The sequence below is a fragment of the Bariatricus massiliensis genome (assembly GCF_900086725.1).
Taxonomy (GTDB): Bacteria; Bacillota; Clostridia; order Lachnospirales; family Lachnospiraceae; genus Allocoprococcus; species Allocoprococcus massiliensis.
The window spans coordinates 873,170-894,988 of the sequence record NZ_LT574837.1 but is presented as its reverse complement, the minus strand read 5'-3'; the positions used below and the strand labels follow the sequence as shown (position 1 = coordinate 894,988).

At 41.5% G+C, this 21,819-nt stretch carries 25 protein-coding genes; 16 read left to right on the top strand and 9 right to left on the bottom strand.

The window, feature by feature from the left end; all coding sequences use genetic code 11:
- Window positions 1–26: 26 nt before the first annotated feature.
- Window positions 27–950, bottom strand: coding sequence for a helix-turn-helix transcriptional regulator (locus BN6465_RS10460; protein WP_066734418.1), 924 nt, complete (start codon window positions 948–950; stop codon window positions 27–29).
- A gap of 73 nt (window positions 951–1,023) precedes the next feature.
- On the bottom strand, window positions 1,024–1,785 hold the full coding sequence (locus BN6465_RS10455) for a hypothetical protein (protein ID WP_199882817.1): 762 nt from the start codon (window positions 1,783–1,785) through the stop codon (window positions 1,024–1,026).
- 259 nt (window positions 1,786–2,044) lie between these two features.
- On the opposite strand from BN6465_RS10455, the gene BN6465_RS10450 reads away from it, so the two are divergent.
- Genes BN6465_RS10450 through BN6465_RS10430 form a run of 5 tightly spaced genes read left to right on the top strand, consistent with a single transcriptional unit; the run spans window position 2,045 to window position 4,637 of the window.
- Window positions 2,045–2,434 carry a hypothetical protein gene (locus tag BN6465_RS10450; protein ID WP_066734413.1) on the top strand — a complete coding sequence of 130 codons (390 nt, stop codon included), beginning with the start codon at window positions 2,045–2,047 and terminating at the stop codon, window positions 2,432–2,434.
- A gap of 19 nt (window positions 2,435–2,453) precedes the next feature.
- The gene (locus BN6465_RS10445; RefSeq protein ID WP_066734411.1) at window positions 2,454–2,918 is read left to right on the top strand and encodes a VOC family protein; all 465 of its coding nucleotides are present in this window, start codon (window positions 2,454–2,456) and stop codon (window positions 2,916–2,918) included.
- 49 nt (window positions 2,919–2,967) lie between these two features.
- On the top strand, window positions 2,968–3,333 hold the full coding sequence (locus BN6465_RS10440; protein ID WP_066735269.1) for an ACT domain-containing protein: 366 nt from the start codon (window positions 2,968–2,970) through the stop codon (window positions 3,331–3,333).
- Between the two features lie 56 nt (window positions 3,334–3,389).
- Window positions 3,390–3,902 (top strand): GNAT family N-acetyltransferase, encoded by a 513-nt coding sequence (locus tag BN6465_RS10435; RefSeq protein ID WP_066734408.1) that lies wholly within the window; start codon window positions 3,390–3,392, stop codon window positions 3,900–3,902.
- Window positions 3,903–3,956: 54 nt separating this feature from the next.
- Window positions 3,957–4,637, top strand: a complete 681-nt coding sequence (locus BN6465_RS10430) for a dihydrofolate reductase family protein (RefSeq protein WP_066734406.1) — start codon at window positions 3,957–3,959, stop codon at window positions 4,635–4,637.
- On the opposite strand, the gene BN6465_RS10425 is transcribed toward BN6465_RS10430, so the two are convergent.
- Window positions 4,630–5,844, bottom strand: a complete 1,215-nt coding sequence (locus tag BN6465_RS10425) for a cation:proton antiporter (protein WP_066734403.1) — start codon at window positions 5,842–5,844, stop codon at window positions 4,630–4,632. The two genes, BN6465_RS10430 and BN6465_RS10425, sit on opposite strands and share 8 nt — an antisense overlap.
- Window positions 5,838–6,329 carry a TetR/AcrR family transcriptional regulator gene (locus BN6465_RS10420; RefSeq protein WP_066734401.1) on the bottom strand — a complete coding sequence of 164 codons (492 nt, stop codon included), beginning with the start codon at window positions 6,327–6,329 and terminating at the stop codon, window positions 5,838–5,840. Before BN6465_RS10420 ends, BN6465_RS10425 begins: the two co-directional genes overlap by 7 nt.
- 254 nt (window positions 6,330–6,583) lie before the next feature.
- Here BN6465_RS10420 and BN6465_RS10415 point away from each other — a divergent pair, with 254 nt between their 5' ends.
- A complete protein-coding gene (locus tag BN6465_RS10415) occupies window positions 6,584–7,336 on the top strand; it encodes a helix-turn-helix domain-containing protein (RefSeq protein WP_066734393.1) in 753 nt (250 codons plus the stop codon).
- 77 nt (window positions 7,337–7,413) lie between these two features.
- Here the strand turns inward: BN6465_RS10415 and BN6465_RS10410 are convergent, their stop codons facing one another.
- Window positions 7,414–7,773 carry a molecular chaperone Hsp90 gene (locus BN6465_RS10410; RefSeq protein WP_066734391.1) on the bottom strand — a complete coding sequence of 120 codons (360 nt, stop codon included), beginning with the start codon at window positions 7,771–7,773 and terminating at the stop codon, window positions 7,414–7,416.
- Window positions 7,774–7,907: 134 nt separating this feature from the next.
- On the opposite strand from BN6465_RS10410, the gene BN6465_RS10405 reads away from it, so the two are divergent.
- Both BN6465_RS10405 and BN6465_RS10400 read left to right on the top strand, forming a co-directional pair.
- Window positions 7,908–9,143, top strand: coding sequence for a threonine/serine exporter family protein (locus BN6465_RS10405; protein ID WP_066734389.1), 1,236 nt, complete (start codon window positions 7,908–7,910; stop codon window positions 9,141–9,143).
- An 82-nt stretch (window positions 9,144–9,225) separates the two neighbouring features.
- Window positions 9,226–9,486 (top strand): DUF3795 domain-containing protein, encoded by a 261-nt coding sequence (locus tag BN6465_RS10400; RefSeq protein ID WP_066734387.1) that lies wholly within the window; start codon window positions 9,226–9,228, stop codon window positions 9,484–9,486.
- A gap of 11 nt (window positions 9,487–9,497) precedes the next feature.
- On the opposite strand, the gene BN6465_RS10395 is transcribed toward BN6465_RS10400, so the two are convergent.
- The gene (locus tag BN6465_RS10395) at window positions 9,498–9,941 is read right to left on the bottom strand and encodes a GNAT family N-acetyltransferase (protein ID WP_066734385.1); all 444 of its coding nucleotides are present in this window, start codon (window positions 9,939–9,941) and stop codon (window positions 9,498–9,500) included.
- 300 nt (window positions 9,942–10,241) lie between these two features.
- On the opposite strand from BN6465_RS10395, the gene BN6465_RS10390 reads away from it, so the two are divergent.
- From BN6465_RS10390 to BN6465_RS10375, 4 genes are all read left to right on the top strand, one after another.
- Window positions 10,242–12,878: a response regulator gene (locus BN6465_RS10390; RefSeq protein ID WP_066734382.1), complete on the top strand. Its 2,637-nt coding sequence runs from the start codon at window positions 10,242–10,244 to the stop codon at window positions 12,876–12,878.
- A gap of 94 nt (window positions 12,879–12,972) precedes the next feature.
- The gene (locus BN6465_RS10385) at window positions 12,973–15,075 is read left to right on the top strand and encodes an EAL domain-containing protein (RefSeq protein ID WP_066734379.1); all 2,103 of its coding nucleotides are present in this window, start codon (window positions 12,973–12,975) and stop codon (window positions 15,073–15,075) included.
- Between the two features lie 2 nt (window positions 15,076–15,077).
- Window positions 15,078–15,860, top strand: a complete 783-nt coding sequence (gene proC, locus BN6465_RS10380; protein ID WP_066734376.1) for a pyrroline-5-carboxylate reductase — start codon at window positions 15,078–15,080, stop codon at window positions 15,858–15,860.
- A 234-nt stretch (window positions 15,861–16,094) separates the two neighbouring features.
- The gene (locus BN6465_RS10375) at window positions 16,095–16,328 is read left to right on the top strand and encodes a hypothetical protein (protein ID WP_066734374.1); all 234 of its coding nucleotides are present in this window, start codon (window positions 16,095–16,097) and stop codon (window positions 16,326–16,328) included.
- 77 nt (window positions 16,329–16,405) lie between these two features.
- Here BN6465_RS10375 and BN6465_RS10370 read toward each other — a convergent pair whose 3' ends face one another.
- Genes BN6465_RS10370 through BN6465_RS10360 form a run of 3 tightly spaced genes read right to left on the bottom strand, consistent with a single transcriptional unit; the run spans window position 16,406 to window position 19,139 of the window.
- A complete protein-coding gene (locus tag BN6465_RS10370) occupies window positions 16,406–17,275 on the bottom strand; it encodes a YitT family protein (RefSeq protein ID WP_066734372.1) in 870 nt (289 codons plus the stop codon).
- A 54-nt stretch (window positions 17,276–17,329) separates the two neighbouring features.
- Window positions 17,330–18,697 (bottom strand): MATE family efflux transporter, encoded by a 1,368-nt coding sequence (locus BN6465_RS10365; RefSeq protein ID WP_066734370.1) that lies wholly within the window; start codon window positions 18,695–18,697, stop codon window positions 17,330–17,332.
- Between the two features lies 1 nt (window position 18,698).
- Entirely contained in the window at window positions 18,699–19,139 is a 441-nt protein-coding gene (locus BN6465_RS10360) for a MarR family winged helix-turn-helix transcriptional regulator (protein WP_066734367.1), read from the bottom strand.
- Window positions 19,140–19,338: 199 nt separating this feature from the next.
- On the opposite strand from BN6465_RS10360, the gene BN6465_RS10355 reads away from it, so the two are divergent.
- The 4 genes from BN6465_RS10355 to BN6465_RS10340 all read left to right on the top strand — a co-directional run bounded on the left by BN6465_RS10355 (window position 19,339) and on the right by BN6465_RS10340 (window position 21,819).
- Window positions 19,339–19,866, top strand: a complete 528-nt coding sequence (locus tag BN6465_RS10355) for an RNA polymerase sigma factor (RefSeq protein WP_227183848.1) — start codon at window positions 19,339–19,341, stop codon at window positions 19,864–19,866.
- On the top strand, window positions 19,856–20,239 hold the full coding sequence (locus tag BN6465_RS10350; protein ID WP_066734364.1) for a hypothetical protein: 384 nt from the start codon (window positions 19,856–19,858) through the stop codon (window positions 20,237–20,239). Before BN6465_RS10355 ends, BN6465_RS10350 begins: the two co-directional genes overlap by 11 nt.
- Window positions 20,229–21,128 carry a zinc ribbon domain-containing protein gene (locus BN6465_RS10345; protein WP_066734361.1) on the top strand — a complete coding sequence of 300 codons (900 nt, stop codon included), beginning with the start codon at window positions 20,229–20,231 and terminating at the stop codon, window positions 21,126–21,128. The genes BN6465_RS10350 and BN6465_RS10345 overlap by 11 nt, the downstream gene beginning before the upstream one ends.
- 229 nt (window positions 21,129–21,357) lie before the next feature.
- Window positions 21,358–21,819, top strand: a complete 462-nt coding sequence (locus tag BN6465_RS10340; RefSeq protein WP_066735265.1) for a very short patch repair endonuclease — start codon at window positions 21,358–21,360, stop codon at window positions 21,817–21,819.

Sequence of the window (21,819 nt, the reverse complement as noted above, 5' to 3'; positions counted from 1 at the left end):
TAAATATTAATGACACCAGTATGTCACTAATCTTTGTAAAGATTTTGAATTTGCATACTTTTTTCTTTGAGCATGTCAATAACTTCCTGCGGTTCCAGAACCTGAACAGCATCGCCGAACCCTAACAGCATGGAAAACCATATCCGCTCGTTTTCTATTCCGTTTGCCAACATGATAAAATCACCGTTCTCACGTTCTTCTATGATTTTCCCCTTTGCATATTCCATTATAGGGACTCGTGCTTCCGCCTTGCACAGTAATTTCATAGATATATTTCGGCGAGTATCATTTCGCCATTGCTTTTCCAGAAGGTCAGGGATGTTTCCGTGTTCATGCTCTATCAGTTTATCAGTAATAATTAGGTCTGCTAACCGGTTAAGCTTGAACAACCGGTAATCGTTTTTATATGTGCAGTACGCCAACATATACCAGGCATACCAGCGGTAATTCAGCGCCAGCGGCTCAACTATCCTGTGGCTTTTTCGGCCAGTGCTGCCGGTATAATCAAACTCTACTATATTTTTATTACAGATTGCCTCTTCAATTTCACGCACAAGCTCAGTGATATTTCTGCCCTCACTAACAACGCCAAAATCAATGAATACTCGTTGTTCCTCATCTTTATAATGGCCTGCAGTCAACATTTTTTCCAGAGTTGTGTTAATCTTTTTATTGTCATATGCCGAACACATCCCTTTGAGTGCAGTGATAATAAAAAGATAATCTTCTACCGTGGTAATCTGCTTATTCAATTTAAAGGTGTCAAGTATTTCATATCCACCTGCCGCTCCGGTGGAGGATGATATAGGAATGCCGGCACTGGAGAGTGAATCGATATCCCGTACAATCGTTCGGACAGATACTTCGAATCGCTCAGCGAGTTCCTTTGCCGACACGACATTGCGGTTCAATAGATACATTGTAATTCCAATAAGACGGTCAATTTTCAAATATAATCCACTTCCTTTCTTAGGTCTATTACCTCATTTTCTATATGTAACGTTCTTTTTCACATGGCCGCTGTCAGCGCACAAATTCTTTAAATAACCCCTTTACCGCTGACAAATCAAATGAAACTACGTGGTCAAAATCATAACTTGTCAGAATGAACTGGATAAACTTAGCCGCAAGATAATATCCGGCATCCCCGAATCCGTGATACTTTACCCAGTCTCCAAAATATCGCTGAGTCTGGCTGTTCATTGAATTCAAGTCATGGTTAAAATCCTGCTTTAATTCCTCAAAATGAGCATCCATGAAGGTCTTCCAGCCATCCTTATCTTGGTGATAGAATTCCCAATCCCCAATAAGCCTCTGCTCAAAGTACATGGCAATCCCCTCAGTGAAAAGCTGCCAGATAAAACCATCGGCAGAAGTCGGACATTCCCTCTCAAGCGTGCCATACTGATATTGGTAAACATGGCCCAGCTCGTGGTAAATAAGACCATACATCTCCTTTTCTGAACACCAATCCAATTCGATAATCTTCTCTATGCCCAACAGTACCATTATCTTTTCGTTAAATTTTGTCACCCAACCTGCGCCATGGCATAGGCCTAAATACAAAATGACATCCGCATCCAGTTCCCGGTGAAAGACCGTTTTTATTTTTTCATCCAGCTTATTGGTGATTGTCTCAAAAGCTGCAATCACTTCTGTACGTTTGTTCTTTCGGGCCAATGCGTTCTTGATTACTGGCAGACATTGACTGTCAAAGTCATATCTTTTAATTTTTATTGTGAAAATTTCGGATGAATCAGGCACAATGCTATTAATGTACTTCACCCAACTATCCATACAGAAAGTGTTATGTTGAAATATAGTATCCAATTCACAACAAGCATTTAAGATACGCATTAGATCCTCCTTATATTTTATTACTAATCAACTCTGTTTTCCCTCTTCATTGGCAGTTACATTATATCACTCACATATAAAACTTTCTACTAACTTGCTTACTGCCTTTTAATAAAAAACTATTTTTAGTATTAGTTTTTTGCTATAATATAGATAATTAAATTTTAACTAGAGGAGAAATATTTGAATGCATAAAAATGATTCAATCAAAAAGTATACAACACTTTATATGTCTCTGGGCATATGTTTTGGTGTATCGATAGGTTTAGTGTTTGGGCGGACTGTCTACTCTGATAATATGTCTCTCGGTATATGCTTCGGGCTTCCAATAGGAATGTGCATTGGAGCAGCAATCGGCGCCGCTAAGGATAAAAGACTTTCAGAAAATATGATGCGAGTATGCAAAATTGAAACGCTGAATGATTCAGCAGATGTGATGATTTACGTCGTAGATAAAAATAACATCGAAAAAGAGTATAAGGTTACTGAGAAAATGATGAAACAGGAAAAATACTCGGTCAATGACCGAGTCGCAGAGGAAACGGATGGCCTGTTGGTATCATTAGAAATTAAATAATTATAAGGAGGCAAGTTAAATGCAATATGAAGGAGTATGTATCGCGGTGAAAGATGTGAATCTTTCTAAAAAATTTTATCAGGAATTATTCAATCTTGAGGTTTTTCAAGATTATGGTATTAATGTTTCATTCGGTGGATTATCTTTGCAGCAGGAATTTGACTGGTTAGTAGGTATTCCTAAAGAAAGCATATTAGAAAAAGCCCATAATATGGAGTTATATTTTGAGGAAGATGATTTTGATGGCTTTATTGCTAAGCTAGGGCTGCGCGGTGACATTGAATATATAGGGGAGGGCGTTAAAGAAGCCAGCTGGGGACAACGTTCCATACGTTTCTATGATTTAGATGGGCATATTATAGAAGTTGGCGAGAATATGAAAGTGGTGGTGAAGCGTTTTCTTGATTCTGGTATGTCCATGGAGGAGACTTCCAAACGTATGGATGTATCTATACCAGACCTAGAAACACTTTTGCGCAGTTAATTTAAGGCAGTTGCGACCCTGATATGAAACGGGGATGAAAGGAGAAAATGTGGAGCTCAAGAAGATTGACTACAACTTTTCTGTTTGTAAGGTGAAAGACTATTCTCAAACAGATTTTGACAGCGAATACTGCTTTACTGGTAAAACGGATGATGAGAAGTCATTAGTGTGTCTGACAGGCAGTGTTCCTAATAATGCAACCGCGTGTGAGCATGGTTGGAAAGCTTTTAAGATACAGGGTGTTTTAGATTTTTCTCTCATTGGTATTCTTTCAAAAATATCGACACTATTGGCAGATAATAAAATTGGTATTTTTGCAATATCAACATATAATACTGACTATATACTGGTAAAACAGGAAAATTATGACAAGGCATCAAAGCTTTTAGTGGAAGCAGGTTATAAGTTTGTTTAAAAAGCAGGCTGCAGTTCATGACAATGGGAAGTTAGAATTTACAGAGGTGGCAGAAAATGATTAGTAAAATAAAAAAATGGGAATTATCGGACGCAAAAGATTTTGCGGCAGCGCTTTCCAATACAAAAATACAAGATAATCTTCGAGATGGATTACCATATCCTTATACAGAACAGGACGGATTAGAATACATTTCCGGCATGTTCTCAGCAGATAAAAGTGAGACATTTGCTTTTGCTGTCACCACAGAAAGCAAAGTTATCGGAAGCATTGGCATATTTCGTCAAAAAAATATTCACAGGCAGACAGCTGAGTTAGGATATTTCATCGCAGAGGGCTATTGGGGCAAAGGAATTATGACCGAAGCAGTGAAGCAGAGTTGTAAATATGTTTTTGATAATAGTGATATTATCCGTATCTATGCAGAACCGTTTGCCTATAATGCAGCATCCTGCAGAGTACTTGAAAAAGCTGGATTTCAATATGAGGGGACGTTGAGAAACAATGCTGTCAAGAATGGCAAGGTTATAGATATGAAAATGTACTCTTTGCTGAAAACAGAAATATAGTTTTTAGTTCATCTTCATCAGGGTGGAATCAAAATATGCCGAGGTAAATAGACTATGAATAGACCAATAACCACATTATTTATGCTGATGTCAGTAGATGGGAAAATTAGTACCGGTGCATCAGAACAATTGGATGTAGATAAAGACTTTCCATGTATAAATGGCCTTAAAGAGGGACTGCATCAATACTATGAGCTTGAACAGATGACAGATTTATGGTCTTTTAATACAGGAAGAGTGCAAAAGAAATTGGGGGTCAACGAAAAGGACTTTCCGTCAAAGTCGCCAGTGTCTTTTGTGATTTTGGATAATAATCATTTGACAGAACATGGAGTTCGTTATCTATGTGCATGGTCAAAAACATTTGTGCTGATAACACAAAATCCTATACATCCAGCCTTCTCGGTAATGGAAGATAATTTACATATTATTAAACAAGATTCTTTGGATTTGGCGGACGCGCTAACAGTTTTAAAGACGGATTTTGGATGTGAACGGTTAACGATTCAATCAGGCGGTACTTTGAACGAAGTTTTTTTAAGAAATAAATTGATTGATTATGTAGATATAGTCGTAGCTCCGGTATTGGTAGGCGGAAAAGATACTTCGACGTTAATCGATGGGAATTCTATCATATCTGCTGATGAGCTGAAACTTATGGGAGTGCTCCAGCTTGAAAGCTGTGAGGCTTTGGAGCACTCCTATATTCGCTTAAGATATAAAGCTGCTACTTGATTTCCCCTGCCCACTTAAATGCATACTTTGCGACAATTACTGCTATAATTTCATTGATAATCGCTGCTGCGACAATTGTCCCTGACACGATATTTGCAAGTGCAGACTCACAGGCGGATAGAGAGGTGGTAGCAATTCCTGTAAATATCAGGGAAACTCCTGAATGTGGAAGTAAGGTAAGACCGAGGTATTTGGTGACCATGGGTTCGGCATTAGTCAGTCTGCCGCCAATGTATGCACTGCCGATTTTCCCAATAGCTCTGGATAGGATATAAACAATTGTAAAAATCCCTGCGCCGGCAATCAGCCTATAATCCAATGGCATGCCCAGATTAACAATCACAATAATTAGCGATAAGTTCAGTAATGGATCATATAGCTTCAGAGTTTCTTCGAACTCCTTTTCAGGCACAAGATTAGCGACAGTTGAGCTGAAGGCCATGCCAATTAGTAAATAGTTTAATGTGAATGAATGAAAAATATAACAGTCAATCATCAAACCGGTGAGTGTAGAGAGAATAAGAAACAGCATCAGCAGACAAAAGCGAATGCTGTTTTTTTTCATGTTTTTCATTAAAAAAGCGGTCAATACTCCTAGAACAGCACCAATTACAAGTGGAAGTAGTATCATGGCGATAATGGTAAGTGGTGAGACAGCGCTGCTTCCGTGAGTTCCGTTGACAATCGAAATGACTGTAAAGAATACAACCACACCGATAACGTCATCAATTGCTGCAAGAGGCAGCAAGGTTCTAGTTACGGGTCCACTTGTGTGATATTCATTAACAATGGATAAGGCGGGAGCAGGAGCGGTTGCCAGTGCAATTCCACCGAATACAAATGCCAGATAGACAGGCACACTCGTGATGGCGAATACTATCAAGAAAATGAAACTCACGAATACGAATGTGCCAATAGACTGCACAAAAGTGATTCCAATAATTTGTTTACCTGACTTTGCAATCTTCTTAAATATAATTTCGCGTCCAATCATTACCCCTGCAAAGCACTCAAACATTTTTATTATTATCTTATACCATAGGGAGTTTGTGATATCAAAGGTCACTAGTTCGGCAAGATACGGGCCGAACACAATTCCTACAATGAGCCAGCCCAGAATGGCCGGCAGTTTTAATTTGGAAATTAACTTTCCACAAGTGTAAGCTACACAAAGAATTGCAAAAATGCGAAGCAAGCCAATTACCATAATATATTCACCAACCTATCAATTACTTCATCAGGAGTAATTTTTTCATTACAAAGTTTTTCAAAAGTTCCATCTAAGATTATATGAAGGGCGATTTTATCTTTCTCTGATATACTTTCATCAAAAGATGAGGATATTATGTTCCAAAGGTCATTATTTTGCTCTGTAGTGTATGAGTATAAAGATTTATTAAGCTTATATTTATTAAAAATATTGTCGCTCGTCATTAATTTGGCGTCAAAGTAAAGAAATAACAATTTTGAACGGGCGGAACCAGAGCTGTCTGCTGTCAGCCGATTGGCCTGTGCTTTTACATCGGCATAGTAAGTCTGATATAGCGCAAAGGCAAGCGCCTCCTTGTTAGGAAAGTATTTATAAATAGTTTTTTTTGAAATGTTGAGTTTTTCAGCTACGGTGTCCACTGAAAAGCGCAAACCTTCTTGACGGAGGCCTTCAATAGATTCATAAATAATACGATTTTTCATAATGGAAACAAAATCTCCTTTTTTTGTTTCCATTATATCGGTCTAAATGCTCAATGTCAATATATTAGATTAAGATTTGAACATTCAAATTCAGTAAAAACTTATCTCCTATTTTCAAAAGTCAAAAGTAAGCAGTTTCTGAAATATATGACAGGATTGCAACTTGTAGTTGACAATGTGCATTTCAAGTGTGATAGACTAAAACGTGACTATTTGATAGTATTTTGTTATCAAATAAATAGGAGGTAACAGAAATGAATTTTGGTGAGAAACTATTTAAACTACGAAAAGAAAAAGGACTTTCTCAAGAAGCATTAGCCGAGAAATTGAACACCACTAGACAGGCGATTAGCAAATGGGAAAATAATCAAGGTTATCCTGAAACAGAAAAGTTGCTTATGCTTAGTAACATCTTTGGAGTGTCTGTTGATAGTTTACTTAAAGAAAATCCAGAGCAGATAAATTCAAATGAAAATGGGTATTATGTAAGTAAAGAATGTGCTGAGGGATTTTTGAGTTTTCATAAGAAAACAACTAAGCGTACAGCTACTGGTGTTGCACTTATGGTTCTTGGCGGTGTTCCATATTATCTTTTCCAAGATAACCGTATAGTATCGATTACCCTTGCTTGTGGATTTATTGTAGCAGGACTTGCTTTTATTTTAAGTATGGCTTTTATGGGAAATCCCTATAAAAAGCTAAAGAGTGAGCGTTTACTTTTTGACCCATCCTATTTTTCGTGTTTAGCAGAAGTACATGAAGTACAAAAGAAAAAGTATATTGCGCTTATTCTTCTGGGAGTAAGTCTAATTTTGCTGGCTGGTATATTAAGCTTTACAAATATACCTGAGTTTCCTATAACTGAAATACAATGTCTTTTGACAGCGTGTTCCGTATACTTATTTATATACGTGATAGGAGTTATAGACATTTATGACATTTTGCTTAGAAGTGAAGAACGCATGGAATCGACTTATTGGAGAGTGATAAAAAGGATTAGAAAATAAATTCATGTGTCAGATGTATCATGTAAAAATGCTGTTTCTGTAGATACTTACTCTACAGAAACAGCAAGTGTAATGTCTTAACTTAGAAGGGCTTCCTTTTTCTCAAGAATTGCTTCCACTGCGGCGCAGGCAGGGCAGTCACAATATTTTGCTCCACAAGCCTTGATTTCTTTTGCGTGGGACGCCACATTCTTTGCGTTATCTGCTCCAAAGACTTGTGCGCCCGCATCGGACTCTGCAAAAGCAATTAAGTTGTCTATCGGCATAATATCTTCTTCCAGCTCAGCCACATAACGCTTCGTCTCTTCCGCTTCCTTGTCCGTTCCCACAGCGTCAAGCCATGTCTGGGCAGCTTCTTTCGTTTCACTGCTGCATGTAGGTGCATCAATTAATTCACGTGTTTTTTCTACCACATAGTTCAATACTTCTTTATCCATGATCGCCCCTTCTTTCTTTTAAAATATAAGTAAATTTTATCACAATCACCTGACCTTTTAAAGATTTTTATTGACACTTTCCAAAACAGTGCTATGATAACAATGTGGCATTTTTAGTTTAGGGGGATAAAGCGATGGATTACAACAAGATAGTGCAAGGCATTTTGGACATTGGAGAAGCGATGCTGATCTGCGGAGCGGAGAATTTTAGACTAGATGACAGCCTTTACAGAATGTGCAGGAGCTATGGCTTTAAACGGTATGATGTGTTTGCCATACCCAGTAATATACAGATAACAGTAGAAACTCCGGAAGGGGAGATTATTACTCAGATACGGCATATTGAATCCACAGATATTGATTTTGACAGGCTCGACTATTTGAACAATCTGTCCAGATATGTCTGCCAGCATAAGCCAGATGGGAAACAGCTTCGCGAGAAGTATGAGGAAGTCATGAGCAGACCCCCACAGAAACCATATACCAAATACTTTGCCGCAGTGATGGGCGGGACCGGGTTCGCAGTCTTTTTTGGGTGTGATTTTGCGGATGCGATTGTCGCTGTGCTGGTGTCGCTTATGATAGTTGTTGTCGGGGGCTGGCTTAGTAAGAGAGAAGAAAATTTGCTGGTGTACAATTTGATTTTGTCGTTTCTGTCCGAAGTGATTATCATTGTGGCGGTCCGTCTGGGGCTTGGCAGTCATCCGGAGAGAATCATGATAGGGATTGTAATGCTGTTGATCAGCGGACTTAGTACTACGAACGGAATCAGGGAAGTGCTGCAGAGAGACTTCATATCCGGATTCCTGAACATCATGAATTCCATACTCGGGGCGGCCGGCATTGCATGTGGGACTGCACTGGCCATGCTGCTTTTAAAAGGAGTATCTGCCGAAGGATACATATTGAATCACAATATTCCAATCCAGTTAATCTCCTGTACGATAGCCTGTATTGGATTTGCGTTCTGGTTCAAGATTCGTGGGAGACAGGTTGTCTATTCCGGAGTGGGCGCATTTTTCACATGGGGAATCTATGTGGTAGTGTACCATTTTTGGCCCAGTAATTTTTTAGCGACTCTGGTTGCATCTGTCTTTGTAGCCTTTTATGCATTTATCATGTCCAGAATCAATAAGGCGCCGTCTACCATTTTTTTGACGGCATCCGTCTTTCCTTTGATTCCGGGACCTAATCTGTACTATATGATGTATGGCTGTGTGAGCCGTGATAATGCGATGGCTTTCAACGAAACGATTATACTGCTGGTAACATGTCTTGCTATTGCTTTTGGATTCAACATTGTGGATATATTGTCCAGATCGGTAATGAAGATGTTGAAAAGAGAATATCATATCGGAAAAAATTCATAATATGTATGTTTTTCATGAGACATGACACATAGCTGTCGTGTTCCTCCTGATATAATAGCGGTTAAAAAAGGAGGAGACAGCTATGATTGAATCAAGATGTGGCATCTTATGTGAGGAGTGCGGATATAAAGAGGAGGCAGGCTGTAAGGGTTGTGTACATATTTCCAAACCGTTTTGGGGAGAAGAATGTCCTGTAAAAAGCTGCTGCGAGTCTCAAAAGCATGAGCACTGCGGGCAATGCACCGAGTTCCCGTGTGACTTGCTGAATAAGTTCGCCTACGATGAAGAGCAGGGAGATGGGGGCAGACGGATCGAACAGTGCAAGTGCTGGGCAGAGGCGTAGGGGTGAAATTCTTAAAGCAGCATTATTTTCTCGCCTTTTGTGTCATATTCACCAGTAAAATGGAATCCAATTTGTTTATATAGGGCAATGGCGGCTTTATTTGCCTCGTAAACACTTAGATATATATCAATGTTGTTATATTCTCTGTGAAGTCTTTCTACGAGTGCAGCTACAGCCGCTTTTCCATACCCTAATCCCTGATAATTTTTGTCAATCAGAAGGCGGTCCAGCCACAGCCTGCCGTCGTGGAGTGAAGTGCCAAAATAGCCATACATAGCAAATCCTACCAGCACATCGCCGTCATAAATTCCTAGAGGCCGCCATTGGCAGAATTCGTCTGCTTCGGTCATACATTCGGCCACAGTCTCGATAAATCCAATCTGTTCCGCAAAAATCTGGAGTGATTCAATTTCCTTTCTGTTTTCCGGGCAAACCGGTTCAAAGTGCAATTTCATATGATTCCTCCTAAATAATAAAAGCCGGATAATACAGGGAACCAGCCAGCTGCTTTTTTCATGAATCCATACGGGATTAGCAATTGGTCGGTTCGTGCTGCTTTATCCGGCTTTTGCAGGTACGCCTGCATTCCGTTTCATCTATTTTAACAAATGAATAGAAGAAAGTCAATTTTTAATGAGCCATATTCAGTTGTAATTAAAATAACTATTTGTTATAATACTTTATATTAATATAATATGAGCAAGGTATAAATTTGGACGAACTATTGTAATCAGTTATAAGAGGATGGAGAGTAAATGGACGGTGAAAAAAAGGGGCAGGAGGATTTAATAAGCAAAAAGATATCCTGGATGGGGACGATTACTTTGCTTATTTTGTTAGTGCTTTTTCTGGGAGTGACGCTCTTTAGCAATAATAAATTAACATCTCAGATTCGGCTTCTTACGGAGCATCCGTTCACGGTCAACGGGGATATAGGTGACGTCAAGACGGATCTGGCGTTGATGCGTATACGCACTGAGAGGCTGCAGTCCTATAATCAGTCTGCAGACATAGACACCGTAAGAATCGCTCTGAATGATATTTATTCTGAAATAGAGGACTTGATAGAAGAGATAGATGAACTGTATCTAGGACCGGATGAACATGTTGTGAAACTTAGAAACACTTACAATGATATTAAGGAGGAACAATCCCTTCTCCTTCAATTTGCCGAGCGCCCTAGTTCTTCGGGGCGGGTGATTGCTGACTATGAGGAAGAGAATCTTTATCCTTTATATGAAGAGTTTGAGACGGATGCACAGCAGATACTGAATTATGTCCGGAAAACCCAGCAGAATATTTTCATTTCTGCCAATCATATGAGTTGGTTTACTGTGGTGGGAGCTTTTATCATTATGATTGCTACGTCTTTGAGCCTGATTTTTTTCCAATCTGCGATTAGGAAGATTAATCGGCGGTTATATCAGAGGAACCGCCAATTTGAAATATTGTCAGACACAGTAGATGAGGCATTCCTGATGTTTAGGAAGGAGCAGGTGCAGTGTGATTTTGTCTCCAATAATGCAGAAAAGGTATTGGGATTGACTGTCGACTCCCTTAGACAAGATCGTACCTTGATATATCAATATATGAGTGAGGAAACAGCCGAGAAAATACGCCGGAAGATATATTTAGAGGAAAAACATACTTGGGATATGGTCATTGAGTACCAGCATCCTAATTCTAAGGACATATGCTGGCTGCAAGTGCGCTTTTATCGGATAGGCAGCCCCGCGGACATACAATACGTCATAACACTGACCGATCGTACACAGGAGCATCATGCCAATCTAGTGCTGCAGGACGCGCTAGTCAATGCACAGAATGCAAATAGTGCCAAGCGGGATTTCTTGTCCCGTATGAGCCATGAGATTCGCACGCCCATGAATGCGATTATAGGAATGACGACGATAGCGGCTGCGTCCATCCAAGACCAGAGCCGGGTGGAAGACTGCTTGGAGAAAATAAGTTATTCTTCTAAACATCTGTTGATGCTTATTAATGATGTTCTGGATATGTCCAGAATTGAAAGTAATCGGATGAAGATTAACAGGGAACCCTTTGAGCTTTACCAGTTTCTTAATGCTTTTGTCTCGGTGGTGTATCCACAAGCAACAAGCAAGGGGGTAAAGTTCACGGAAAAGACATCGAATTTTACGGAACATACTACTTATCTGGGCGATTCTCTGAGATTAAACCAGATTCTTCTGAATCTTGTCTCTAATGCCATTAAATTTACACCGCCGGGAGGAGAAGTTGGAATAGAAGTCATACATCTGCCCTCACGAGGCCAAAAGTGCTGGCTACGTTTTATTGTGTCTGACACTGGAATCGGCATGGACGAAGAAGCGCTGACTCACCTTTATACACCATTTGAGCAGGGGGATGCCTCTATCGCACGTAAATACGGAGGTACAGGGCTGGGAATGTCTATCACTCAAAATTTGGTAACCTTGATGGGGGGACATATTGATGTGAAAAGTACACCGAGGGCAGGGACGAAGTTTACGGTTGAATTGCCCTTGGAACAAAGCGACATTGATATAGAGCCGTTTCGGGAGGATGCATTTCAGACGTTAGACGTCCTTGTGGCGGACGACGAGCGGGATATTTGTGAGCATATGACGCTGCTGCTTAAAAAGATGAATATCAATGCACAGTGGGTTCTCAGCGGCAGAGAAGCGGTTGAACGTGTAGTCTCTGCTTATGAGACAGGGACAGGTTTTGACATCTGCTTTATTGATTGGAAGATGCCGGATATGGACGGCATAGAAACGACAAGATGTATCCGGGAGAAAGTTGGGCAGGATACACCTATTATTATTATTTCGTCGTATGATTGGACTGATATTGAAGAAGAGGCCCGGGAAGCAGGAGCCAATGCATTTATATCGAAACCATTCTTTCAATCTTCTGTGTATAATGCTATAGTGGGAGTCGTGAACGGTGCATTTGACATGAAGGGGCCGAGAGTGAAAATTGCCGGGAATTCATTGGCGGGAATGCGTATTTTGCTGGCGGAAGACAATGCTTTAAATATGGAAATTGCCGTAACCTTGCTTGAGATGAACGGTGCGACTGTGGAGTGGGCAGAAAACGGGAAGGTGGCTGTGAATATGTTTATGAGTGCGGAGCCTGACTATTTTGACGCAGTTTTAATGGACGTCCAGATGCCGGTCATGGACGGATGCGAGGCGGCCAGATCTATCAGAATGTGCGGGCATGGCAATGCAGAGACAATTCCAATTATCGCCACCACAGCCAATGCTTTTGCCGAGGATGTTTCTATTGTATTGGCGGCAGGAATGAATGCGCATCTCGGTAAGCCTTTGGACATTGAGCAGCTTTGCGGCCTCCTGCTGCGTCTATGTGGGAAAATGAACAATATGTAGGTGACGGGTTAACAAAACCTGAAAAAACCTGTATAATAACTCTTAGAGTTTTATACGGGTTTTTTTGTATCTTAAAATCGGGGAGAATGGAATTATGGAGCGGATTCGCGGGTTTCTTAACAGAAATATTTTTATTTTTTCGGTAAGGCAAGGGCTTTTATTGACCATACCTTTTTTAATCATGGGCTCTTTTTCTTTAGTCATTATCAATTTTCCGGTTAGCTCGTGGCAGCAGTATCTTTCCTCGGCAGCGGGAGGAACGCTTCATATGTTTCTGATGGGAATCTATCAGGCTACATTCGGCTCCCTGTCTTTTATTTTTACGCTGATGATTTCCTATGCCTTTGGAGAAGAGCAGAGAGACTATGAAAATACACGTGTGTTTTTTCCGGCGGTATCCTTGAGTGCTTTTATCGCGTTTTGCTATCCCAGCGGACAGACGGCTATCTGGGGACCGGAGTGGAGCTTCACGGCTATCTGTATCACGCTTCTCAGCTGCTGGCTTTTGACCGTCTTCTACCGCTTGGTTTCCCGTCATCACCAGCTGTATACCATTGGTGTTGCGTATAATTTTAATGCGTCTATGCAAAGTCTGATACCTGCAATTGCTACGGTGTCCATCTGCGGCATCATTGGAATTTTGCTCTATCTAGTCTTTCAAGATACAAATATCATGAACTTTGGCTCTTACTTGTCTCTCCGGCTGTTTGGCAGCATGGGAAACGGATTAGCATCGACACTGCTCTATATATTTATATCGCATATACTTTGGTTTTTTGGAATTCATGGCACCAATACTTTGGAGGCGGTATCCCGGAAATTGTTTGAATCTGAAATTATCATAAATCAGGGGATGATAGCGCAGGGCTTGTCCCCGACTCATATATTCAGCAAGACGTTTCTTGACATATTTGTGTTTATTGGAGGAAGTGGGAGTACGCTTTGTATGATTCTGGCTTTGTTCATCATAGCCCGTAAAAAGAATAACCGGCGTCTGGCGAAACTTTCCCTTCCTGCGGTGCTGTTTAATGTCAATGAACTCGTGCTGTTTGGTTTCCCTATTATATTCAGCGCGGATATGATAATCCCCTTTATTCTGACTCCTGTTGTGCTGTCCCTTGTCAGCAGTCTGGTCATGTATATGGGACTGGTTCCCGTGGCTGCCCAAAGTGTAGATTGGACGGTTCCGGTTCTGTTCAGCGGATATATGGCGACGGGTTCATGGAAGGGGAGTCTGCTGCAGTTCTTTAATTTATTTTTGGGCACGCTTATTTACATACCGTTCGTCAAGAAAAGTGAGAGTATACAGGAGAGAGAGTTTCTGACTAAAATTAAAAAGCTGGAAACCGCCATGGAAGAGGAACGCCGGTCAGTATGGGTACTGAATTTCCGTTGGAAGTCGTATGAGAACCGGCAGACAGCAAAGCTCCTCACCGCGGATCTGCAGTATGCATTAGAAAAAGGAGAGCTGGAACTGCATTACCAGCCTCAGATGTATCATGACGGTACGCTCTACGGATGTGAGGCTCTGCTTAGATGGAATTATATGGGGCACGCTTATGTAAATCCGCCGTTAATCATCGCGCTGGCTGCACAGTCTGGATTTTTAGATGCACTGGGCTTATCTATCGTCCGGAGGGCGTGTGAGGATATGAAGCAGGCAGAAAGAGAACTGGGATATCCGGTTACGTTTTCGGTCAATATTTTGCCGCTTCAGCTAGAGTCGCAAGGATTCGCACAGAATGTGAAAGAAATACTAAGAGAAACAAAAGTGGAAGCAAAATATATGACCGTTGAGCTTACGGAACAGGTAGCCTTAAATCCGGGGACCGTGCTCGAAGAGGAGTTGAATCAGCTGAAGGAAGCCGGTATAAGAATCAGTATGGATGATTTTGGAGTAGGGCATGGTTCATTGAATTATCTGGATTCTTCCCACTTTGATGAAGTAAAAATAGACGGCGCTTTGATCAAGCGCCTTCCTGAGCATGCCCAGACATGTAGGCTGGTCGGGAATATTATGAGTATGACACATATTTTGAGGGCAGAGACAGTGGCGGAATGCGTGGAGACGGAGGCGCAAGTCGATATGCTGGAAGGTCTGGGATGTAAAATCTATCAAGGATATTACTACAGCCGCCCGCTGCCGCTGGCCCAGTTTATACATTATGTGAAAAATATTGATGCGAAAGGAGTTTAGTTATGAAGTTAGGAGCAATTGGATGCGGAAATATGGCGAAAGCGATTCTGGGAGGGATTATCAAGAATGGGTTGATAAAACCTGAAGATATCATGGGGGCGGATATATATCAGCCGGGACTTAAAGAAGCGGCTGATATACTCGGAATCCGCACCACCTCTGATAATAAGGAGGCCGCACAGGCGGAAGTGTTGCTGCTTGCCGTGAAGCCAGAGAATTACAGAGGAATCATTGAGGAGATCAAAGATGACGTGAAGGAAAGTACGATTATCTGGACTATTGCGCCGGGAGTTACCTTGGCGGATATAGATGCCTATTTTGGCAGAAGCGTAAAGGCGGTAAGGACGATGCCGAATACACCGGCAATGGTCGGGGCTGGTGTGACTGCTGTGACGCCTAATAGTCAGGTGACGGAAGAGGAGGCCGAGTATATCTGCAGTTTGATTGGCAGCTTCGGGGTCGCGGAGCGTATTCCGGAGAGTATGATGGATGCTACGATACCGACTTCCGGCAGTTCACCGGCGATGATTTTCATGCTCATAGAGGCTATGGCCGATGGAGCAGTCCGTGAAGGGTTTTCAAGAGAGCAGGCATACCGGCTGTGTGCACAGACAGTTCTTGGAAGTGCGCAGATGGTCTTGGAGAGTGGGAAGCATCCGGGAGAATTAAAAGATATGGTATGTACGCCCGGCGGCATTACCATAGAAATGGTGAAAAAGCTGGAGCAGTATGGGTTCAGGAACGCGATTATGGAAGGAATGGAAGTCTGCACGAAGTGTATTTAAAAAGATGCCATCAGTTTTTCTTTTTCGTTAGAAAAACTGATGGTTTTTTTTGCACTCTATTTTAGATGTTTTTCGTTGAAATTAGACATATTTCGTCAAAATAAGAGGTGTTTTTCGAGGTTTTGGCGCTTTTTAAGATATGCTGTCGATGAGTTTTAGTGGATTTTTTATGTAAAACAATGTAACATTATGTCATACAGAAAGTGATTTCTTGAAGTACAGAAAGGAGAAAACATGGAACTTACACAAGAGTTTTTTATAGCGCTGGGAAATAATTATAGTGATGCTAATATTGAGAGGGCATTAGAACATGTCGATTATCTGATTTCTGAGGAGGAGGCTTATTTTGAGCTGGGGACAGCGGCAGTAAAAGAAGAATTAGCTGCATTGTCTGATTTAGTCAGAGAATTTGCGTCATATATACAGAAGGGAAGATATCGCTTCCTGAAGAAGCTTATTCATCTCTAAGTAAAGCGCAGATGGAAAATACATACGTATGAAAAAACCGCACAGGGAATCATGCCTGTGCGGTGATTGTCAAGGTGTTACCATACTTTGGGTTTATAACACATATCGGCCACTGTGTATACGGTAATGAATGCCTCTGTGTCCTGATGGTTGATATAATTCATCAGTTTCTGATATTCACTTTTATTTACGATTGTAATAATTTCATTGCGCTTTTCCATATTGTACGCTCCGGTTGCCTCGTAGATGGTAGCGCCGCTGTGCAGGTTGTGAATGATAAAATCACGAAGCTCATTTTCTTTTTTCGTGATAATACACACACGGCGTTTTATGTTCTGTCCAAAGATAAAGTGGTCCAGAATCATCCCGTTAAAATATGTTCCCAATATACTCAGGATAACGGTCTTCTTGTCATATACAAGCGCGGATGAGAGCGCGACACACATGCCGGAGAGAGACATGGCTTTACCTAAATCCATATGCAGATATTTGTTCATGATCTTGGCGACAATATCTAGTCCGCCTGAGGAAGCATTTCTGTTGAAGAGGATACTCAGTCCAAAACTTACGACAAGAATATAGCACAGCACATCCAGCTCCGCACTGCCGGTCATCGAATGATAGTCGGGCAGTATCTTTTCAAATAGACCAAGAAACAAAGGCAGCAGGATGCTCGTATATACGGTCTTTGCGCCAAAGGCTTTCCCACAGGTTAGGAAACCGATAATCAACAGTACAACATTCAAAATCATTGTGATTGCCGATATGGAAAGTGGGGCAAAGTTAGAAAGTATCATAGCCAGACCTGAAATACTGCTGACTGAGGCATGGCTGGGAATTAAAAAGAAATACACGGCAGCCGCTATGATTGCCACGGCCAGAGTCAGTATTATTCCTTCTCTAATCCATTCTGTCTGTTTTGAATAGGTAGTTTGCTTCTTTTTCATCTTGTTTATCCTTCCTGTCTCCGATGTAGACAATTGTTTCTAACAACAATTATATTAGCGGGAAGTCACTTCGGCAAGTGCCTTTTTAAATTGGACGGTAAACAAAATGGCCGTGAAGGTCACTGCGAAGAAATCTGCAATCGGTTCGGCCAGATATACAGCCTGCGTCTGGTTGCTGCGGAAAATCTGCGGCAGTATGTAAATGAGTGGAATCAGAAGGACGAATTTTCTCATGACTGCCACGACTATGGAAGCTTTTGCCCTTCCAAGTGAGGTAAAAGTCATTTGGCAGGCCAGCTGGATGCCGAAGAGCAGCAGGCAGGCCAGATAAATGCGCAGTGCATTCCCGGTAAAGTTCAGAAGAGTTTTATCCGAGGTGAACATCCCGGCAAAAATCTTAGGGAACAGCATAACGCAGGTCCACAGCAGAGTAGAGTAACACAAGCTTACCTTTAAAAGGAGCTTGAAAGCTGATTTCACACGTTCTACATTTTTTGCACCATAATTGTAGCTGATAATCGGCTGGGCGCCCTGCCCCAGCCCTTGCAGTGGAAGCATCGCGAACTGCATGACGCTGGTGAGAATCGTCATAGCGCCCACGGCGATGTCACCGCCGTATTTCAACAGGGAGGAATTGAAACAGACGGAGATTATACTTTCGCTGGCCTGCATGATAAAAACAGACAATCCAAGAGCCAGACAGGGAAGAATGATTTTCGGCTGAAGGCGCAAGTTATGTTTTTTGATTTTTAAAAAGCTTTTCTTTCCAAAAAGAAACAACAAGACCCAGACACAGGAAGCGGCCTGAGATATAATGGTGGCCAGTGCGGCGCCCTGAACGCCCATTCCTAATCCGAAGATGAAGATTGGATCGAGAATAATATTGAATACAGCTCCGATTAAGACTGAGAGCATCCCGGTCTTGGCAAATCCCTGAGCAGTGATAAAGGTATTCATTCCTAATGTGAGCTGGACGAAGATGGTGCCGACTGCGTAGATGTTCATGTAGCTCACTCCATATTCAATGGTATTTTTGCTGGCGCCGAAGGCGAGTAGGAAGGTACGGTTGCCCAGAAGCAGTATGATGGTAAGAATAACGGATATCATAATCTGCAGTGTAAAACAATTGCCCAATGTTTTTTCGGCAGACTCGTTATCGTTCTGCCCCATGAAGATGGAAGCTCTTGGAGCGCCTCCGCTCCCGACTAAAGCAGCGAAAGCGGCTACAATCATGATTAGGGGCATGCACACGCCTACTCCTGTCAACGCTAACGCGCCGGTCTTTGGGATGTGGCCAATGTACATCCGGTCTACTATATTGTAAAGCATGTTGATAAGCTGTGCGGCGACGGTGGGAAGAGCCAGTTTTAACAGCAGCCTGCCGACCGGTTCTGTGCCTAGAAAGTCTTTTTCATTCTTCATTTTATCTATCTCCTTTTGCTGCATTTTTCATATTTTCCATAAGCCTTTGGTTCAATATATGAAAGGTGGTCAATTCTTCTTCAGAAAATCCTGTGAAAAGTTTTTCGTAAAATTGCTTTTGTATTGTGTCTACAGCATCGGTAATCGGCTTTGCCGCAGGCAGTAAGGAAAGATGAACTTTTCTCCGGTCGGCAGCATCCGGGGTTCGCTGCAGTAAAGATTTCTGTATGAGCAGCTCTACTGCGTTGGAGACATTGCCTTTGGACAGCATTCGCAGTTCAACGATGTCACCGGCTGTGTCTTTCTCGGGGTTGTTATGGAGGAAACTGATGATAGTCGCCTCAATCATGGTTAAATGGTACTGAGAACAGATTTCTTTAAGCAGGCTTTCATGAAGCTTGATAATGCGGCGGATATTCATTAGAAAATCAGTTGCGTACATAGTATCACTCCTTAATGATGTTTTGAATAAAACAGTTTTAAAAAGAACAAGTATATAAAAATTATACGCCCCGGAGGGAATTTGTCAAGCGTAAAATCTTACGGAAGCGGTAAAATTATATGAACCAAGCGGAAACTTACGGCGAATATAGAGTGAAAGTAAATGAGAAAAATGATTATTATAGGAGCGAGGAGGTGAGATGTTGAATGCCAGAGAGTTGGAGCTATGTGTTGACCGATTTGGTACAGATATATACCGGTTCTGCCTAAAGATGTGTACAGACAGGCAGGATGCGGAGGACTTGTATCAGCAGACTTTTTTAAAGGCTATGGAGAAAGAGTGGACGCTGGATTGGGGACAGAATCCGAGGGCATTATTCTTCTCACTTGCACATTATATTTGGAAAAGTTCTAAAAGAAAGAGTGCGAGGCGTGCATCTATTGCCCCGTGCAGTAACTTAGAGGAAGAGCAGACGAACCTATTGCGGGCGGAAGGGAGCCCGGAAGAGGATTATCTGCGGGAGGAGCTTTTCTTTGAGGTAAACAGGTTGATAGAGGCGCTGCCGGAAAAAATCCGCGTTCCGATCACCTTATATTACCTTTTCGAACTGCCAATAGAGGAAATAGCACAGATACTGGAGAAACCCGCTGGAACGATAAAGAGCCGGCTGTTCAAAGGACGCAAAATTATTAAGAAAGGATTGGAGGAATCAGGCTATGGGATATAAAGAACATGACAGTGAGCTGGACGCACTTATCCGGTCATCGATGAAAGTACAAGATAAACCTTCTACAGAGCTGAACAACAGGTTGAAAGCCAGACTTTATGAGCAGGAAAACGCGGTTAAGAGGGAAGAGAAGACGCGCACGATTTCTCTTTGGTATTTGCCTATGATTTGTAATCTACTCACATTTTCATTATTTGCAATACTTGCACTTGTGATGATTCCCAACCCATATTTTGCAAGATTAGCGGCTGCTGCATGCGGATATATAGGAATTGCCGGTATTATTATAACAGTGGTCGGTGTCAGAAGAACAAATATGAAAGAGAACATTGTAATCTGTGTGAAGAAACGAGGGTTGGAATATGAAGTATAAAGTAGGAAAGAATACAGGCAAAAAGATATTTTATATAGGAATTCCCGCTGTGGTAGTATTGGGTATTGTGTGGGTGGCAGGACTTTATCTAAGGTCGGACGGGTTTGAAGGAATCTCGGCGGCTATCGTTCTGGAAATTGCAGGAAGTATAGTATTTGCGCTTCTCACATCCATAAGCTTTGCGGCGTGGGTCTTTGAAGACTGTAAAAAAAGAGGGGAAGACGCAGTGCTGTGGGTTATTCTCATATTTATAACAGGTACATTTGTAGGACTTCTGCTCTACCTCCTGAGGCGCTCCGAGGTGAAACGAGACTGTCCGTCCTGCGGACACCGCATCTCCCTACGGGCAAAGTATTGTGAGGAATGTGGAAATTTGGTCGAGAATAGAGAGGAAGTAATGCTTATGGAGAAAAGAACACATCATCTCAAATATCTTATTTGTGGAACCGTCTGTGCCGTACTCATGCTGACATGTCTGGTGGGCTTCTGTGTTAGCTTGGCGTCCGGAGAGGGAGTCAACAACTCTGTCTCTGCCGATAAGAACCTTTGGAATTCTGGCGTTATCACGATGAGCGTTGAGACAAAGCTGGGCAATACTTGGAAGGTCAGATTTAACAGCGCAAGCAACGGCTTCGTGAAAGAGGCTAAGATGAAAATCGACGACATCTCCGAAGAAAAGCTATATGCAGATATCTCATGTGGGGAAGTACCAGAAGGCGCTGAACTTATACTGTGGCTCGTACAGGGAGAAAAGGCCGAGTCAATTAACGTAACCAATCTCTCAGAACCACTGGAATATCCCCTGAACGAATTCCAACAAGGAAAAATACGAATCCGCCTCCAGATCAACGGAGTCAAAGAAGTAAAATCCCAGATTCAGATTAAATAAAAAACTGACAGTGTTATATGGAATGGTTACATTGGGGGTACAGATATATAAACTTTTTCGGAGGGAATAAAATATAAAACGGAGAAATATGCTGGCTTTGCCGGCATATTTTTCATTTTAATAAAAGTCAATTTATCATGCTGGAATTTTATGCTAAAATAAATATAATGATTACAGTGTTTCGAGAAGATACTATGTGATTTTGTTAATAAGTGAAGAAGATGATAATATGAAAGCTAATGAACGTATATATAAGAATGTGACTGAACAGCGAAAAAAGATAATGAGCCACATACGAAGAAAAGATACTTCGATTGAGCTTACACTGAGGAAAGAGTTGTGGCACAGGGGTTACCGATATAGAAAAAATTATAAAGATTTGCCAGGCTCTCCAGATATTTGTTTAACGAAATACAAATTGGCTATTTTCTGTGACAGTGAATTTTTTCATGGGAAAGATTGGGAGGTATTAAAGCCTAGGATTGCAGAAGGGAATAATGGGCAGTATTGGGTGAAAAAAATACAAGAAAATATTAATAGAGATGAAGATGTAGACAAGCGTTTGAATTATCTTGGGTGGACGGTTATTCATTTCTGGGGTAAGGATATTCTGAAAAATACTGATGAATGTATAAAAGTTATAGAGGAGACAATATTTGATTTAAAGATGGAAGAAGTAGACTTTGAGTGA